Source organism: Mycobacterium sp. 4858, from assembly GCF_900240975.1.
In the GTDB taxonomy this organism is placed as follows: domain Bacteria; phylum Actinomycetota; class Actinomycetes; order Mycobacteriales; family Mycobacteriaceae; genus Mycobacterium.
The window spans coordinates 1-16,983 of record NZ_LT968776.1 but is presented as its reverse complement, the minus strand read 5'-3'; the positions used below and the strand labels follow the sequence as shown (position 1 = coordinate 16,983).

Sequence of the window (16,983 nt, the reverse complement as noted above, 5' to 3'; positions counted from 1 at the left end):
TTGCTTAGCCCGACTTCAGCATGTTGCGCAGCACGTACTGCAGGATGCCGCCGTTGCGGTAGTAGTCGGCCTCGCCCGGAGTGTCGATGCGCACCACCGCGTCGAACTCGATCGGATCGCCGGACTCCTTGGCCGCCTTCACCCGCACCGTCTTGGGCGTCTTGCCGTCGTTGAGCGCCTCGATGCCGGTGATGTCGAACACCTCGGTGCCGTCCAGCCCCAATTCCTTGGCGGACTTGCCCTCGGGGAACTGCAGCGGGATCACGCCCATGCCGATCAGGTTGGAGCGGTGGATGCGCTCGAACGACTCGGCGATCACCGCCCGCACGCCCAGCAGCAGGGTGCCCTTGGCCGCCCAGTCCCGCGACGAACCGGACCCGTACTCCTTGCCGCCCAGGACCACCAGCGGAATGTTCTGCGCCGCATAGTTTTGCGCGGCGTCATAGATGAACGCCTGCGGGGCCTTCCCGTCTACGGGGTCTTGGGTGAAGTCGCGGGTGTAGCCCCCCGACACGTCGTCGAGCAACTGGTTGCGGAGCCGGATGTTGGCGAACGTGCCGCGGATCATCACCTCGTGGTTGCCGCGCCGGGAGCCGAAGGAGTTGTAGTCCTTGCGCTCCACGCCGTGCTCGTCGAGGTACTGCGCCGCAGGGGTGCCCGGCTTGATGGCGCCGGCGGGGGAGATGTGGTCGGTGGTCACCGAGTCGCCCAGCAGGGCCAGCACCCGGGCGCCGGTGATGTCCTTGACCGGCTCGGGCTCCGCCGCCATGCCCTCGAAGTACGGGGGCTTGCGCACATACGTCGAATTCTGGTCCCACTCAAAGGTATTGCCGCTCGGCGTGGGCAGGTTGCGCCACCGTTCGTCACCCTTGAAGACGTCGGCGTAGTTCTTGGTGAACATCTCCTGGCTGATCGCCGAGGCGATGGTGTCCGAGACGTCCTTCTGCGACGGCCAGATGTCTTTCAGGAAGACGTCGTTGCCGTCCTTGTCGGTACCCAGCGGCTGGTTCTCGAAATCGAAGTCCATGGTCCCCGCCAACGCGTAGGCCACCACTAGCGGGGGCGACGCCAGGTAGTTCATCTTCACGTCGGGGTTGATCCGGCCCTCGAAGTTGCGGTTACCGGACAGCACCGCGGCCACCGAAAGGTCGTTGTCGTTGATCGCCTTGGAAATCTCCTCGGGCAGCGGGCCGGAGTTGCCGATGCACGTGGTGCAGCCGTAGCCGACCAGATAGAAGCCGAGCTTCTCGAGATACGGCCACAGGCCGGCCTTTTCGTAATAGTCGTGGACCACCTGCGAGCCCGGCGCCATCGTGGTCTTCACCCACGGCTTGGACGCCAGCCCCTTTTCGACAGCGTTGCGCGCCAACAGCGCCGCGCCCAGCATCACCTCGGGGTTGGAGGTGTTGGTGCACGACGTGACCGCCGCGATCACCACCGCGCCGTGATCGAGCACGAACTCGCCGCGGTCGCCGGACTTCACGCGCACCGGGTTGCTCACCCGGCCCTTGGCATGCGCCGCCGCCGATTCGAACTTCGGGGCGTCGTCGGCGTGACCGTTCTCCAGCGCCCCGGGGTCGCTGGCCGGGAAGGACTCGTCGACCGCCTCGTCGAGCTTGGAGTACTCCTTCTTGTCGGGGTCGTCGCCGACGTAGTCGCCGATCTGCGCGCGGAAGGTGGACTTGGCGTCCGACAACGCGATTCGGTCCTGCGGGCGCTTCGGCCCGGCGATCGAGGGCACCACGTCGGAGAGGTTGAGTTCGAGGTATTCGGAGAAGGCCGGCTCGTGGGAGGGGTCGTGCCACATGCCCTGCTCTTTAGCGTAGGCCTCGACCAGCGCCAGCTGCTCCTCGTTGCGGCCGGTGAACCGCAGGTAGGAGATGGTCTCCTCGTCGATCGGGAAAATCGCTGCGGTGGAACCGAATTCGGGGCTCATGTTGCCCAGGGTGGCGCGGTTGGCCAGCGGCACCTCGGCCACGCCCTCGCCGTAGAACTCGACGAACTTGCCGACCACGCCGTGCTTGCGCAGCATCTCGGTGACGGTCAGCACCACGTCGGTCGCGGTGACGCCCGGCTGGATCTCACCGGTCAGCTTGAAGCCGACCACCCGCGGGATGAGCATCGACACCGGCTGACCCAGCATGGCGGCCTCGGCCTCGATGCCGCCGACGCCCCAGCCCAGCACGCCCAAGCCGTTGACCATGGTGGTGTGCGAGTCGGTGCCCACGCAGGTGTCGGGGTAGGCGACTCCGTCGCGTTCCATCACGACGCTGGCCAGGTACTCGATGTTGACCTGGTGCACAATGCCGGTCCCCGGCGGCACCACCTTGAAATCGCGGAAAGCGCCCTGGCCCCAGCGCAAGAACTGGTAGCGCTCGCCGTTGCGCTGGTACTCGATCTCGACGTTGCGCTCGAAGGAGTCGGCGGTGCCGAACAGGTCGGCGATCACCGAGTGGTCGATCACCAGGTCGGCCGGCGCCAGCGGGTTGACCTTTTCGGCCTTGCCGCCGAGGTCGCCGATGGCCTCCCGCATGGTGGCCAGGTCGACGATGCACGGCACCCCGGTGAAGTCCTGCATGACGACGCGGGCCGGCGTGTACTGGATCTCAATGCTGGGCTCCGCCTTGGGATCCCAGTTCGCGATGGCCTCGATGTGGTCCTTGGTGATGTTGCTGCCGTCCTCGTTGCGCAGCAGGTTCTCGGCCAGCACCTTGAGGCTGTAGGGGAGTTTCTCGGTGTTGGGGACGGCGTCGAGACGGTAGATCTGATAACTCTTGTCGCCGACCTTGAGGGTGTCGCGTGCTCCGAACGAGTTCACAGAATCTTCTTTGCTCACTTCAACTCCCGAGGATTAAGTTCTTCCACCGACGGGCCGTGTCGGCGGTGCGGTGCAACATTAACAGTACGCTTGTCCTGCATTAAAAGGGGCGCCCGTACTCCCCAAGTCTTATCGCCTGAGTCGACGGTTTAAACCCCCCGAACCGAAGTCGCGTACGGTGCCTGTAGCGCTACGGCAGGAGGGACATCATGACCTGGCACCCGGCCCTACCCGTCTACATCCCGCAAGACGTCGACGTGACCGCGGTCAAGGCCCAGGTCGCCGCCACGGGCGTCAGCGCGCCGGCGGCGGACATGCCCGGCCTGTTGCACATCGTCGACGAAGCCCACGCGCACGGCATCAACCTCAAGATCGTGCTGCTCGATCACAACCCTCCGAACGACACCCCGCTGCGCGACATCTCCACGGTGGTCGGCGCCGACTATCACGACGCCACCGTCCTGACCCTGAGCACGAGCTACGTCGGGAGCTACAGCACGCAATTCCCGCGCGTCACGCTCGAGGCCGGCGAGGATCACGCCAAGACGGGCAATCCGGTCGTCTCGGCCCAGCACTTCCTCAACGAGCTGGAAGCCCCGGAATTTCCCTGGACGGGCCTGACCATCTTCCTGTTGCTCGCCGTGCTCGCGGCGGCGGTCGGGACCCGCTTCCTGCAGTTGCGCAGCAAGCGTTCAGCAACCCCGGCGGATTCGGCGGGGGCGCAGGAAGTGACGCCCACCAACACGGCCTAGCCAGGCGCGTCCGCCTCGGCCGAAACACGGTCACCGGGGTCGCGCTGCCACCGCGCGGCAAACACGGTAGGTCACCGTTCGGTCACATTAAACGCACGTAGAGAGTGCGATTTCGGCGGAGCGTTTGCACGCCCAAAAGTGTGACGTACGGTGCAAATGATGCTGCTGTTGTCTTTGGCGCCCTTTGTGAACTTCGTGGCCGGCGCCGCCCGTCACGTTGAGCCGTAGGAGACCTGAGTCGAATGACACGCACACGCCGGGGCTCCGCTGTGAGGCCGGTCGCGAGGCTGGTCCGGCCGGTCGTGCCATCGGTGGTGAGCGTGGCCCTGCTGCTTTGCACGCCGGGGCTCGCGCACGGTGATCCCGCCGCGGACAGCCTGGCCGGCTTGATCGCCAACGTCGCCAAGGCCAACCAACGGCTGGAAAACCTGAGCGCCGAAATCCAGACCGAACAGGAAAGCGTCAACAAGGCGCTGGTCGACGTCGAGACCTCCCGGGACAACGCCGCGGCGGCCCAGCACGACCTGGAGACAAGCCAGCAGGCGGTCAAAGACGCCAACGCCGCGATCGCCGCGGCGCAGCAGCGGTTCGACACGTTCGCGGCGGCCACCTACATGAACGGCCCCTCGAACGCTTACCTGACCGCCAGCAGCCCCGACGACATCATCGCCACCCAGGCCGCCGCCAAGACCCTGTCCGCGAGTTCCCAGACGGTGATGGCCAAGCTGCAGCGGGCGCGCACCGAACAGGTGAACAAGGAATCGGCGGCGCGGCTGGCCAAGCAGAAGGCCGACAAGGCCGCCGCCGACGCCAAGGGCAGCCAGGACGCCGCGGTGGCGGCGCTGACCGACTCCAAGCGCAAGTTCGACGAACAACGCGAACAGATCACTCGCCTGGCCGCCGAACGCGACGAGGCTCAGACCAAACTCGAAGCGGCCAAACGGCAATGGTCGACGGGTCCCGGCGGACCCGCCGCCCCCGCATCGGGCGACCGGTGGGAGACCGGCTCGCCGGGCGCGCCGGCACCGCAGGGCGGGGCCCGCCGCTGGGACGGCGCCTGGGACCCCACGCTGCCGATGATCCCCAGCGCCAACGTGCCGGGCGACCCGATCGCGGTGATCAACCAGGTGCTGGGCATTTCCGCCACCTCGACGCAGGTCACCGCCGGCCTGGGCCGCAACTTCCTGCAGCAGCTCGGCATCCTCAAGCCCGACGACACCGGCATCACCAACGCGGCCCCCGGCGGGACTTCCGGTCGGATCCCGCGGGTGTACGGGCGGCAGGCCACCGAATACGTGATCCGCCGCGGGATGTCGCAGATCGGCGTGCCCTACTCCTGGGGCGGCGGCAACGCGGCCGGCCCGAGCAAGGGCATCGACTCCGGGGCCGGCATCACCGGCTTCGACTGTTCGGGCCTGGTCCTGTACTCGTTCGCCGGCGTGGGCATCAAGTTGCCGCATTACTCGGGCTCGCAGTACAACCTCGGCCGCAAGATCCCGTCCTCGCAGATGCGTCGCGGCGACGTGATCTTCTACGGGCCGGGCGGCAGCCAGCACGTGACCATCTACCTCGGCGACGGCCAGATGCTCGAGGCTCCCGACATCGGTCTGAAAGTCCGCGTCGCACCGGTGCGCACCAGCGGCATGACGCCCTACGTGGTCCGCTACATCGAGTGGTGAACGAATGAGAAGTGAACGGAAAGCCATGCACCACAAGCGGATTCGTCTGATCAACTTCGCCTGGATCACCACCGTGGTGACCGGGCTGCTGCTGTCTGTGGCCTACTCCGGGTCCGCCCCGGCCGCGGCCGACCCCGGGGCGTGGGACCCCACCCTGCCCGCGACGATCAGCGCCGGCGCCCCCGGCGACCCGCTCGCGGTCGCCAACGCGTCGCTGCAGGCCACCGCGCAGGCGACCCAAACGACGATGGACCTGGGCAGGCAATTCCTCGGCGGCCTCGGAATCAACATCCTGGGGGATCCCGCTCCCACCGCGGCCGCCCCGACCAACCCGGGCGGCAAGATTCCCCGCGTCTACGGCCGGCAGGCCATCGAGTACGTGATCAAGCGGATGGGATCGCAGATGGGCGTTCCCTACTCCTGGGGCGGTGGCTCGCTGGACGGTCCCAGCAAGGGCGTCGGCGACGGCGCCAACATCACCGGTTTCGACTGCTCGGGCCTGATGCGGTACGGCTTCGCCGGCGTCGGCGTGCTGATCCCGCGGTTCTCCGGCGACCAGTACAACGCCGGCCGGCACATCCCGCCGGACCAGGCCAGGCGCGGCGACCTGATCTTCTACGGCCCTAACGGCGGCCAGCACGTCACGATGTATCTGGGCAATGGGCAGATGCTGGAGGCGTCCAGCCTCGCCGGCAAGGTGACCGTCAGCCCGGTTCGCAAGCCCGGCATGACGCCGTTCCTGACTAGGATCATCGAGTACTGATCCAGGCGCGGTCCGCCCCACCGGTTGCCGGGGGCGAACCACCAGCGTCGACGGAATCCGGCGGGCCTGGAATAGTTGGACGCGGGCACGTCGCGGCCCCACGACAGTGGTGTTGCAAGCAGTCGTGTCCGAATGAGCTGTGGAGGGTTATTGATGACAGCAGCAGGTGGGCCGCCCCCGGGCGCCAGCGGTTACCCGGGCCCGGGCGGACAGTCCGGCCCGCCGGCCCATGAAGCGCCGTCGGGTGGTGCCGGTAACGGCCTGGCCGCCGAAGTCCACACCCTCGAGCGGGCCATCTTCGAGGTCAAGCGGATCATCGTCGGGCAGGACCAGCTCGTCGAGCGGATGCTGGTCGGCCTGCTCTCCAAGGGGCACGTGTTGCTCGAGGGTGTCCCCGGCGTGGCCAAGACGCTGGCCGTCGAGACCTTCGCCAAGGTCGTCGGCGGCACGTTCGCCCGCATCCAGTTCACCCCCGACCTGGTTCCCACCGACATCATCGGTACCCGCATCTACCGGCAGGGCAAGGAGGAGTTCGACACCGAACTCGGCCCCGTGGTGGTCAACTTCCTGCTTGCCGACGAGATCAACCGCGCGCCCGCCAAGGTGCAGTCGGCGCTGCTGGAGGTCATGCAGGAACGCCACGTGTCGATCGGCGGCAAGACTTTCCCGCTGCCCAACCCGTTCCTGGTGATGGCCACCCAGAACCCGATCGAGCACGAGGGCGTCTACCCGCTGCCCGAGGCCCAGCGCGACCGCTTCCTGTTCAAGATCAACGTCGGCTACCCGACGCCCGAGGAGGAGCGGGAGATCATCTACCGGATGGGTGTGCGCCCGCCCGAGCCCAAGCAGATCATGGCCACCGGCGACCTGTTGCGCCTGCAGGACATCGCGGCCAACAACTTCGTCCACCATGCGCTGGTCGACTACGTGGTGCGCGTCGTGACCGCCACCCGCCACCCCGAACAGCTCGGCATGAACGACGTCAAGACGTGGATCTCCTTCGGGGCGTCCCCGCGTGCGTCGCTGGGCATCATCGCGGCGTCGCGCTCGCTGGCGCTGGTGCGCGGCCGCGACTACGTGATCCCGCAAGACGTCGTGGACGTCATCCCCGACGTGCTGCGGCACCGCCTGGTGCTCACCTACGACGCCCTCGCCGACGAGATCTCGCCGGAGATCGTCATCAACCGGGTGCTGCAGACGGTGGCCCTGCCGCAGGTCAACGCCGTTCCGCAGCAAGGGCAGTCGGTGCCCCCGGTGATGCAGCCCGCCGGCGCGGCCAGCGGTCGGTGACCGAGCCCCAGCAGCCGGCGGCGATCGCACATCCGCCATCGATGCAGCGCGGGCAGATCGTCGACCCGAAGCTGGCGGCGGCGCTGCGGCAACTCGAGCTGACGGTCAAGCGCAAGCTCGACGGCGTCCTGCACGGCGACCACCTGGGCCTGATCCCGGGGCCGGGTTCGGAGCCGGGGGAGTCGCGCGAGTACCAGCCAGGCGATGACGTCCGGCGCATGGACTGGGCCGTCACCGCGCGCACCACGCACCCGCACGTCCGGCAGATGATCGCCGACCGCGAGCTGGAAACCTGGCTGGTGGTCGACATGTCGGCCAGCCTGGACTTCGGCACCGTGGGGTGCGAGAAGCGGGACCTGGCGGTGGCGGCCTCGGCCGCGATCACGTTCCTCAACAGCGGCGGCGGCAACCGGCTCGGGGCGCTGATCGCCAACGGCGCGACGATGAAGCGCGTCCCGGCGCGCTCGGGGCGCCAGCACGAGCAGACGCTGCTGCGCACCATCGCCACCACCCCCCGGGCGCCGGTGGGGGTGCGCGGGGACCTGGCCACCGCCATCGACGCCTTGCGCCGCCCGGAGCGACGCCGCGGCATGGCGGTGATCATCAGCGACTTCCTCGGGCCGATCAACTGGATGCGTCCGCTGCGCGCGATCTCGGCTCGTCATGAGGTGCTCGCGATCGAGGTGCTGGACCCCCGCGACATCGAGCTGCCCGACATCGGCGACGTCGTGCTGCAGGACGCCGAGTCCGGGGTCACCCGCGAATTCACCATCGACGCCCAGCTGCGCGACGACTTCGCCAAGGCCGCCGCGGCGCACCGCGCTGAGGTGGCGCGCACCATCCGCAGCTGCGGGGCCCCGCTCCTGACGCTGCGCACCGACCGCGACTGGATCGCGGACATCGTCCGGTTCGTCGAGTCCCGCAGGCGCGGTGCATTGGCGGGGCGGCAGTGACGTTGCCGCTCCTCGGCCCGATGTCGTTGTCGGGCTTCGAACATGCGTGGTTTTTCCTGTTCCTGCTCGTCGTCGTCGGGCTCGCCGCGCTCTACATCGTGATGCAGTTGGCGCGGCAGCGGCGCATGCTGCGGTTCGCCAACATGGAGCTGCTGGAAAGCGTCGCCCCCGAGCGGCCTCCCCGGTGGCGGCATGTGCCGGCGATCCTGCTGGTGGCGTCGCTGGTGCTGTTCACGATCGCGATGGCCGGGCCGACGCACGACGTGCGGATTCCGCGCAACCGCGCGGTGGTGATGCTGGTGATCGACGTGTCGCAGTCGATGCGAGCCACCGACGTGCAGCCGAACCGGATGGCGGCCGCCCAGGAGGCGGCCAAGCAGTTCGCCGACGAGCTGACGCCGGGCATCAACCTCGGGCTGATCGAGTACGCGGGCACCGCGACCGTGCTGGTGCAGCCGACGACCAACCGGGACGCGACGAAGAACGCCCTGGACAAGCTGCAGTTCGCCGACCGCACCGCGACGGGCGAGGGCATCTTCACCGCGTTGCAGGCCATCGCCACCGTGGGCGCGGTGATCGGGGGTGGCGACACACCGCCGCCGGCGCGCATCGTGTTGTTCTCCGACGGCAAGGAGACGATGCCGACCAATCCGGACAACCCCAAGGGCGCCTTCACCGCCGCGCGCACCGCCAAGGATCAGGGCGTGCCGATCTCGACGATCTCGTTTGGCACGCCGTACGGGTTCGTCGAGATCAACGACCAGCGGCAGCCGGTGCCCGTCGACGACTCGACGATGAAGAAGGTCGCCGAGCTCTCCGGGGGCAGTTGGTACAACGCCGCCAGCCTCGCCGAGCTGAAGGCCGTCTACGCGACGCTGCAGCAGCAGATCGGCTACGAGACGATCAAGGGCGACGCCAGCATGGGCTGGGTGCGGTTGGGTGCGCTGGTGCTGGCGCTTGCGGCCCTGGCGGCGTTGCTCATCAACCGCCGCCTCCCGACCTGAGGTTTCTTCGCTCGCGCGCCTAGACCCCTTTGGCTCGCGCGCCTAGACCCCTTGGCCTCGGTGGGTCCTCGACCCCTTGGCCTCGGTGGGCCCTCTTGGCCCGCGAGCGTAACGCCACTGCGAAATCTGGCCCGAATTTTCGCAGTGTGGTTACGCTCGCGAAGCGCGTGCCTCGCGCACCCGGCGGATGATGTCGTCGGGGTGGTCCTCAGCGACGACGCGGACCACGATCCACCCGTAACGGCGTTCCAGTTTCTCGAGACGGCGAATATCTTTCACGTAGTGATAGCGGCTGGACCGGTGTTGGTCGCCGTCGTACTCCGCGGCGACCTTGATGTCATCCCAACCCATGTCCAAATACGCCTCGGCCCAGCCCCATTCGTTCAGAACTGGGATTTGCGTTTGGGGACGGGGCAATCCAGCCTCAATCAAAAGCAGGCGTAACCAGGTTTCCTTCGGCGATTGTGCCCCACCGTCGACGAGTTGCAGGACGTCGCGCGCTGCCTTCATACCTCGACGCCCCCGATATCGGTCGACCAAGGGCTGGACGTCGGCCATCTTCAGATCCGTCGCCTGCACCAGGGCGTCGATAGCCGCGACCGCGACACCCGAACGGCAGCGCCTCGCGAGGTCGAGCGCGGTGCGCGCGGGCGATGTGACTCGCATGCCGCTGATCACGGCGATCTCGTCGGTCTCGATGCGTTCTTCCCAGATCTCCACTCCAGCGGCAGGACGGCGGTTGGTGTCGATGATTGCGGCCGGCAACGTGGCATCGATCCACTTCGAGCCGTGCAGCGCGCAGGCCGAGAAGCCGGCGAGCACACCGCGCCGCCGCGAACGCAACCAGCATGCCTTCGCCCGCAACACCGCAGTAAGCGCGGCGTCCTTCGGCACGTATACGTCTTTGTGCAGGGCTGTGTACCGACTGCGCAGCTCGTAGGGTGTCAACGCCCCGACAGCCAGCGCCTCACTGCCCAGGAAGGCGTCTGTCATGGCGGAAGTGTGCCGACGACCACCGACATTGCGCGCGAGCGTAACCACACTGCGAAATCCCGACCCAAAACTCGCAGCGTGGCTACGCTCGCGGCGCGAAAGGGGGGACATTACGGTCCCGGCAACCCCAGGCGATAGGTTGACGGGGTGACTGACACGGCCACCGAGAGCACCACCGAAAGTACCGCCACCGGCGGCAAACCCGCCTTCGTATCCCGCTCAGTCCTGGTGACGGGCGGAAACCGAGGCATCGGACTGGCGATCGCGCAGCGGCTGGCCGCCGACGGCCACAAGGTGGCCGTCACGCACCGCGGATCCGGGGCGCCCGAGGGGCTTTTCGGTGTGGTGTGTGACGTCACGGACTACGAGGCCGTCGACCGCGCGTTCAAAGAGGTCGAGGAGCACCAGGGTCCGGTCGAGGTGCTGGTATCCAACGCCGGCATCTCCAAAGACGCCTTCCTCATCCGGATGACCGAGGAGCGCTTCACCGAGGTCATCGACGCCAACCTGACCGGGGCGTTCCGGGTGGCCCAGCGGGCGTCGCGCAGCATGCAGCGCAAGCGGTTCGGCCGCATCATCTTCATCGGGTCGGTGTCCGGCATGTGGGGCATCGGCAACCAGGCCAACTACGCGGCCGCCAAGGCCGGCCTGATCGGCATGGCACGCTCGATCTCCCGCGAGCTGTCCAAGGCCGGGGTGACCGCCAACGTGGTCGCCCCCGGCTACATCGACACCGAGATGACCCGCGCGCTGGACGAGCGAATCCAGGCGGGCGCACTGGAATTCATCCCGGCCAAGCGGGTCGGCACCGCCGAAGAAGTCGCCGGGGCGGTCAGCTTCCTGGCGTCCGAGGATGCGAGCTACATCGCCGGCGCGGTCATCCCCGTCGACGGCGGCATGGGCATGGGCCACTGAATAACCCCGACACAAGGACATTAAGGACAAACATGGCAGGACTGCTCGACGGCAAACGGATCCTGGTCTCCGGGATCATCACCGACTCGTCGATCGCGTTTCACATCGCCAAGGTGGCCCAGGAAGCGGGCGCCCAGTTGGTGCTCACTGGCTTCGACCGGTTGCGGCTGATCCAGCGCATCGCCGACCGGCTGCCGGAGAAGGCCCCGCTGATCGAACTGGACGTGCAGAACGAGGAGCACCTGAGGACCCTGGCCGAGCGGGTCACCGCCGAGATCGGCGAGGGCAACAAGCTGGACGGTGTGGTGCACTCGATCGGCTTCATGCCGCAGACCGGGATGGGCATCAACCCGTTCTTCGACGCCCCGTATGAGGACGTCTCCAAGGGCATCCACATCTCCGCGTATTCGTATGCCTCGCTGGCGAAGGCGCTGCTGCCGATCATGAACCCCGGCGGGTCGATCGTCGGCATGGACTTCGACCCCAGCCGGGCGATGCCGGCCTACAACTGGATGACCGTGGCCAAGAGCGCGCTCGAATCGGTCAACCGGTTCGTCGCCCGCGAGGCCGGCAAGTTCGGGGTGCGCTCCAATCTCGTTGCGGCGGGCCCCATCCGGACGCTGGCGATGTCCGCGATCGTCGGTGGCGCGCTCGGCGAGGAGGCCGGCGCTCAGATGCAACTGCTGGAAGAGGGCTGGGACCAGCGCGCGCCGATCGGCTGGAACATGAAGGACCCCACGCCCGTCGCCAAGACCGTGTGCGCCGTGCTCTCCGACTGGTTGCCCGCCACCACCGGCACCATCATCTTCGCCGATGGTGGCGCGAGCACCCAGTTACTGTAAGCCCTAATGGAATTCGACGCCGTCCTGCTGCTGTCCTTCGGCGGCCCGGAGGGGCCCGAGCAGGTGCGGCCGTTCCTGGAGAACGTCACCCGCGGACGCAACGTGCCGCCCGAACGCCTGGACGACGTCGCCCAGCATTACCTGCACTTCGGTGGGGTATCACCGATCAACGGCATCAACCGCGCCCTGATCGCCGAGCTCGAGGCGGTACAGGACCTGCCGGTCTACTTCGGCAACCGCAACTGGGAGCCCTACGTCGAAGACACCGTGAAGGCCATGCGCGACAACGGTGTTCGTCGTGCCGCGGTGTTCACCACGTCGGCGTGGAGCGGCTACTCCAGCTGCACGCAGTACACCGAAGACATCGCCAGGGCGCGTCGCGAGGCCGGGGCGACAGCGCCCGAGCTGGTGAAGTTGCGGCCGTACTTCGACCACCCGCTCTTCGTCGAGATGTTCGCGGGCGCGGTCACGGCCGCGGCCGCGAAGATGCCCGCCGGAGCCCGGCTGGTGTTCACCGCGCACTCGGTCCCGGTGGCCGCCGATCAGCGCCTCGGCCCGCGGCTGTACAGTCGTCAAGTCGCTTACGCCACAAGGCTTGTCGCGGCCGCCGCCGGCTACGCCGATTACGACCTGGCCTGGCAGTCGCGGTCGGGCCCGCCGCAGGTGCCGTGGCTTGAGCCCAGCGTCGAGGATCACCTCTGCGCGCTGGCCGCCTCGGGCACGGAGGCGGTCATCGTCTGTCCGATCGGATTCGTCGCCGACCACATCGAGGTGGTGTGGGATCTAGACGAGGAGTTGCGATCCCAGGCCGACGCGGCCGGGCTGGCGTTCGCGCGGGCCGCCACGCCCAACGCCGATCGGCGATTCGCCCGGCTGGCCGCCGATCTGATCGACGAACTGCGCGCCGGCCGCGAGCCGGCCCGGGTTGTCGGGCCGGACCCGGTGCCCGGCTGTCTGGCCAGCGTCGACGGTGCGCCGTGCCGGCCACCGCACTGCGTGCGGGAAGACGAGTACAACTAGTCAGCCCACGCCGAGTGCAGGATCGCGGTGACGGCGGCCATCCGCGCCGAGCGCACGACGGCGGTCAGCGGGCGCAGCGCGTCGCTGGCGATCCGTGCCTCCGAGGAGGATTGCGTTCCGAACGGCTCGGGGCCGGCGACCAGGGGCGCGGCGAAACGCTCCGGTGAATCGGGTGAGCGACTGAGCCCGGCGCTGACCGCGATGATCGCGTCGACGTGCGCGGCGTTCTCCAGCACCCGCAGCGCGCGGGTGGGCGCGTGGTCGGGAACCCGGTGCTGCCGTGCGGATTCCAGCAGCTGCTCGACGAGGCCCCGGGGATCGTCGATGTCGGCGGCGGCCGATCCCAGCCCGATGGCGCCGAGCGCGTCCGCGGCCGACCGCACCGCCGACCGCAGCGTGTATTCGGCATCGCCCAGCTCGTAGTGATCGAGCACCGGCGCACCCGGCAGCGAGTACACCGTCCAGGACAGCGCGTACGGCTCGGGGAAGTCCTCGGGTTCGTCGCCGTAGGAGAACTCGGGAACCAGGCCTACGGCGGTGGCGGGCTCGGCCGGGCTCGCGACGATGATCGCCTCACCCGCGGCCAGGGCGTCACGCTCGAACTGCGTCCCCGGGGCGAGCCCGCGCACGTCACCGGGCACGGGCAAAAGCACGTTGATCGTTCCGCGCAGGGGGTCCGGGCCGCCCGAAGCGGGCGACGACCGGCCAACCGCGGCGCGCAGCGTCTGCAGCAGCGTCACCGTCCCGGCGTCGTGCACATCGGGCCACGGAAGCCCGGTGTGCCCGGCGGCGACCGCATCATACGCGGTGACCGATTGCTTTGGCGCCCATACCGATAACGCGTCGAGGACGTCGTCGGGCGCGGCCTTGCCTGCGAGCCAGGCGTTGGCCCACAGGGACAGCGAGACACTGGGACACCACACGATTCCGCAGTGTAGTTGTTTTGCCCGGCAAAGGCGGATCACGCGTATTCTGGCCGCATGCACGCCGCGGTGCTTTGGCTAATATTCGCGCTGGTGCTTGCCGGTGCGGAGGCGCTCACGGGTCATATGTTTTTGGTGATGCTCGGCGGCGGTGCGCTGGCGGCGGCAATCACCAGCTGGCTGACGGATTGGCCGGGGTGGGCGGACGGGACGGTGTTTCTGGTCGTGTCCATCCTGCTGCTGGTGCTGGTTCGCCCGGCGCTGCGGCGGCAGTTGACGCCCGCGCACGTGCCGGAGATGGGGATTGAGGCGCTGGAGGGCAAGAACGCGCTGGTGCTGGAGCGGATCTCGCGCGACGAGGGCCAGGTGAAGCTCGACGGCGAGGTGTGGACGGCGCGTCCGCTCAACGAGGGGGATGTCTACGAACCGGGGGAATCGGTGACCGTCTTACAGATCGACGGCGCCACGGCGGTGGTCTTCAAAAGCGGCCCGTAACGGCTGCCGGAGACACCACCAGAGACCTTGGGAGAGAAAGGAACTCGCGTGCAAGGTGCGGTTGCTGGTTTAGTGTTGTTGGCCGTCCTGGTGATCTTCGCCATCGTGGTGGTGGCCAAGTCGGTGGCGCTGATCCCGCAGGCGGAGGCCGCGGTGATCGAGCGGCTGGGCCGATATAGCAGGACGGTCAGTGGTCAGCTGACGTTGTTGGTGCCGTTCATCGACCGGGTGCGCGCGCGGGTGGATCTGCGCGAGCGGGTGGTGTCGTTCCCGCCGCAGCCGGTGATCACCGAGGACAACCTGACCCTCAACATCGACACGGTGGTCTACTTCCAGGTCACCGTCCCACAGGCGGCCGTCTACGAGATCAGCAACTACATCGTCGGTGTGGAGCAGCTCACCACCACCACGCTGCGCAACGTGGTGGGCGGCATGACGCTGGAGCAGACGTTGACCTCGCGCGACCAGATCAACGGTCAACTGCGCGGTGTGCTCGACGAGGCGACCGGTCGCTGGGGCCTGCGGGTCGCCCGGGTCGAGCTGCGCAGCATCGACCCGCCGCCGTCCATTCAGGCCTCGATGGAAAAGCAGATGAAGGCCGACCGCGAGAAGCGGGCGATGATCCTGACCGCCGAAGGAAACCGGCAGGCCGCGATCACCCAGGCCGAGGGTGCCAAGCAGGCGCAGATCCTGGCCGCCGAGGGCGCCAAGCAGGCCGCGATCCTGGCCGCCGAAGCCGACCGGCAGTCGCGCATGCTGCGCGCCCAGGGTGAGCGCGCCGCGGCCTACTTACGGGCGCAGGGGCAGGCCAAGGCCATCGAGAAGACGTTCGCGGCGATCAAGGCCGGCCGGCCCACCCCGGAGATGCTGGCCTATCAGTACCTACAGACCCTGCCGGAGATGGCGCGCGGTGACGCCAACAAGGTGTGGGTGGTGCCGAGCGACTTCAATGCGGCGCTGCAGGGATTCACCAGGATGCTGGGGACCCCGGGTCAGGACGGCGTGTTCCGGTTCGAGCCCTCCCCGGTCGACGACACACCCCAACACGCCGCCGAATCGGACGACGCGGACATCGCCGACTGGTTCTCCACCGAGACCGATCCCGCGATCGCCCAGGCGGTGGCCAAGGCCGAGGCGAGCGCCCGCCAGCCGGTGGACGGCACACCGCCCGGGACGCCACCGCAGTTGGCCCAATAGGATTGCCGCATGAGCGTTTTCACTTCCCCGAAGACCTACGTGGCGCTCGGCGCCTTCCACGCCGTGGATGCGGTGCTCTGCGGTGTCCAGGTCGCCCCGATCAAGAAGGTCCTGGACGACGTGGGCCTGCCGGAGAACGTTCGGCCCGTGCTGCCGGTGGTGAAGGGCGCCGCCGCCGTGGGGTTGCTGTCGGTCACCCGTTTCCCGGCCCTGGCGCGGGTGACGACGGCGATGCTGACGATCTATTTCGTCGTGGCGCTCGGCGCACACATCCGGGTCCGCGACAAGGTCGTCAACGCGCTTCCGGCGGCGATGTTCCTGGCGACGTTCGCGGTGATGACGGCTAAGGGGCCCGACCGCAGTTAGTCGAGGCGAAACTCGACCAGCGGCAGCGGGGTGTTGGTCTCGGTGATCGCAACGCCGAGCGTTTCCTCCAGCACCGGCCTCATCTGCTCCCACGCTTTGCGATGACGGCTGATGTAGGCGGCCAGCGCGCGGTCCGCTTCGTCTTGGGGCAGCACCCGAGCCGTGGCGCTCCTCGGTGGACGACTGCCGACGTAGACGCGCACGCGCGGGTCCGCCTGAATGTTGCGGAACCACTGCGCCTTTCGGCCGAAGCCGGAGGCGACAAGGTAGGCGTCCGGCGACGGATGACCGACGACCTCCAACACCACGTGGCGCGGTGCGCCGGACTTGCGGCCGGTGTGCTCGAGCATCAGCATCCGGGATCCGAACAGCGCGCCCGCGCGGGCCTTGTAGAGCCAGATCGGTGCGCGCATGAGTCGGCGCGACCGCAGCGCCCGGGCGGCGAGGCTGGACAGGAAAGAGGCTGATTGGCCGGCCATCAGGCGTGCGGTAGCGGCGGCGCGGGCATCACGGCCGGCGCGGACGTGGGTGTCGGCGGCGAGGGGTAGATGCATCCGCCCCCCGACTGGGAAGACAGCGGCGGCGGGTATGGCGGCGGCGGAAGCTGGACCCGGACCGTCCAGACAAGACCGGTGATCGCGAAGGTGGCGAGCGCGCCGAGCAGTAGGCCGACCAGGCCGGCGATGGCGGCGACGCCGGCCGGGAAGCGGCGGGTTCCGATGTGGTCCGAGGTCATGCGGCTCCCCACGGTCGTCGGATGTCGGTAATCCGAGACGCTACTGGCGCGACGGCTGCCGCCGCCACGATTCCCCAAATCGTGGCGGCGGCCGCCGCCCCGCCAGTAGCGGCTCGGGTTATCGACATTCTATTACCGCGGGGGGGCGCAGGACCTCGGATCACATCGGAACCCGCCGCTTCCCGGGCGGCGTTTTCCCCCTCGCCCGCCTGGCCGGCCTACTGCCCGGCGCTCTCG

Annotated in this window: 17 protein-coding genes; 12 read left to right on the top strand and 5 right to left on the bottom strand. The window is 68.3% G+C overall.

Annotation, left to right across the window (positions count from 1 at the left end):
• Nucleotides 1-4: 4 nt before the first annotated feature.
• Nucleotides 5-2,836, bottom strand: coding sequence for an aconitate hydratase AcnA (acnA, locus tag C1737_RS08220; RefSeq protein WP_199182817.1), 2,832 nt, complete (start codon nt 2,834-2,836; stop codon nt 5-7).
• 191 nt (nt 2,837-3,027) lie between these two features.
• Between acnA and C1737_RS08215 the strand changes: the two genes are divergently transcribed.
• The 6 genes from C1737_RS08215 (at nt 3,028) to C1737_RS08190 (ending at nt 9,259) form a co-directional block, all read left to right on the top strand.
• Entirely contained in the window at nt 3,028-3,570 is a 543-nt protein-coding gene (locus tag C1737_RS08215; protein ID WP_102417844.1) for a DUF6676 family protein, read from the top strand.
• 242 nt (nt 3,571-3,812) lie between these two features.
• Nucleotides 3,813-5,249, top strand: a complete 1,437-nt coding sequence (gene ripA / locus C1737_RS08210) for an NlpC/P60 family peptidoglycan endopeptidase RipA (RefSeq protein ID WP_068093227.1) — start codon at nt 3,813-3,815, stop codon at nt 5,247-5,249.
• Nucleotides 5,250-5,274: 25 nt separating this feature from the next.
• A complete protein-coding gene (ripB, locus tag C1737_RS08205; RefSeq protein ID WP_068093228.1) occupies nt 5,275-6,012 on the top strand; it encodes an NlpC/P60 family peptidoglycan endopeptidase RipB in 738 nt (245 codons plus the stop codon).
• Between the two features lie 153 nt (nt 6,013-6,165).
• Nucleotides 6,166-7,302 (top strand): MoxR family ATPase, encoded by a 1,137-nt coding sequence (locus C1737_RS08200; protein WP_067928627.1) that lies wholly within the window; start codon nt 6,166-6,168, stop codon nt 7,300-7,302.
• 41 nt (nt 7,303-7,343) lie between these two features.
• Nucleotides 7,344-8,255 carry a DUF58 domain-containing protein gene (locus C1737_RS08195; protein WP_369807556.1) on the top strand — a complete coding sequence of 304 codons (912 nt, stop codon included), beginning with the start codon at nt 7,344-7,346 and terminating at the stop codon, nt 8,253-8,255.
• Complete coding sequence (locus tag C1737_RS08190; protein WP_067928623.1) at nt 8,252-9,259, top strand: VWA domain-containing protein; 1,008 nt, start codon at nt 8,252-8,254, stop codon at nt 9,257-9,259. The genes C1737_RS08195 and C1737_RS08190 overlap by 4 nt, the downstream gene beginning before the upstream one ends.
• Before the next feature lie 150 nt (nt 9,260-9,409).
• On the opposite strand, the gene C1737_RS08185 is transcribed toward C1737_RS08190, so the two are convergent.
• Nucleotides 9,410-10,252 carry a hypothetical protein gene (locus tag C1737_RS08185; RefSeq protein ID WP_102417842.1) on the bottom strand — a complete coding sequence of 281 codons (843 nt, stop codon included), beginning with the start codon at nt 10,250-10,252 and terminating at the stop codon, nt 9,410-9,412.
• Between the two features lie 147 nt (nt 10,253-10,399).
• Between C1737_RS08185 and fabG1 the strand changes: the two genes are divergently transcribed.
• From fabG1 to C1737_RS08170, 3 genes are read left to right on the top strand one after another with little or no spacing between them, the layout of a single operon-like run.
• Entirely contained in the window at nt 10,400-11,167 is a 768-nt protein-coding gene (fabG1, locus tag C1737_RS08180) for a 3-oxoacyl-ACP reductase FabG1 (RefSeq protein WP_102417841.1), read from the top strand.
• Between the two features lie 32 nt (nt 11,168-11,199).
• Complete coding sequence (gene inhA, locus C1737_RS08175) at nt 11,200-12,009, top strand: NADH-dependent enoyl-ACP reductase InhA (protein ID WP_068093238.1); 810 nt, start codon at nt 11,200-11,202, stop codon at nt 12,007-12,009.
• Between the two features lie 6 nt (nt 12,010-12,015).
• Entirely contained in the window at nt 12,016-13,029 is a 1,014-nt protein-coding gene (locus tag C1737_RS08170; protein ID WP_102417840.1) for a ferrochelatase, read from the top strand.
• Here C1737_RS08170 and C1737_RS08165 read toward each other — a convergent pair.
• Complete coding sequence (locus tag C1737_RS08165; protein ID WP_067928608.1) at nt 13,026-13,952, bottom strand: hypothetical protein; 927 nt, start codon at nt 13,950-13,952, stop codon at nt 13,026-13,028. The genes C1737_RS08170 and C1737_RS08165 overlap by 4 nt on opposite strands.
• Before the next feature lie 57 nt (nt 13,953-14,009).
• On the opposite strand from C1737_RS08165, the gene C1737_RS08160 reads away from it, so the two are divergent.
• From C1737_RS08160 to C1737_RS08150, 3 genes are read left to right on the top strand one after another with little or no spacing between them, the layout of a single operon-like run.
• Nucleotides 14,010-14,447, top strand: coding sequence for an NfeD family protein (locus C1737_RS08160; RefSeq protein WP_102417839.1), 438 nt, complete (start codon nt 14,010-14,012; stop codon nt 14,445-14,447).
• Nucleotides 14,448-14,495: 48 nt separating this feature from the next.
• A complete protein-coding gene (locus C1737_RS08155) occupies nt 14,496-15,644 on the top strand; it encodes an SPFH domain-containing protein (protein WP_068054939.1) in 1,149 nt (382 codons plus the stop codon).
• A gap of 9 nt (nt 15,645-15,653) precedes the next feature.
• Nucleotides 15,654-16,010 (top strand): DoxX family protein, encoded by a 357-nt coding sequence (locus C1737_RS08150; protein WP_068093246.1) that lies wholly within the window; start codon nt 15,654-15,656, stop codon nt 16,008-16,010.
• On the opposite strand, the gene C1737_RS08145 is transcribed toward C1737_RS08150, so the two are convergent.
• Together C1737_RS08145 and C1737_RS08140 are read right to left on the bottom strand one after the other, a co-directional pair.
• Nucleotides 16,007-16,423, bottom strand: coding sequence for a nitroreductase family deazaflavin-dependent oxidoreductase (locus tag C1737_RS08145; protein ID WP_102419853.1), 417 nt, complete (start codon nt 16,421-16,423; stop codon nt 16,007-16,009). The two genes, C1737_RS08150 and C1737_RS08145, sit on opposite strands and share 4 nt — an antisense overlap.
• A gap of 65 nt (nt 16,424-16,488) precedes the next feature.
• Entirely contained in the window at nt 16,489-16,746 is a 258-nt protein-coding gene (locus tag C1737_RS08140) for a hypothetical protein (RefSeq protein ID WP_068093251.1), read from the bottom strand.
• Between the last annotated feature and the right edge of the window lie 237 nt (nt 16,747-16,983).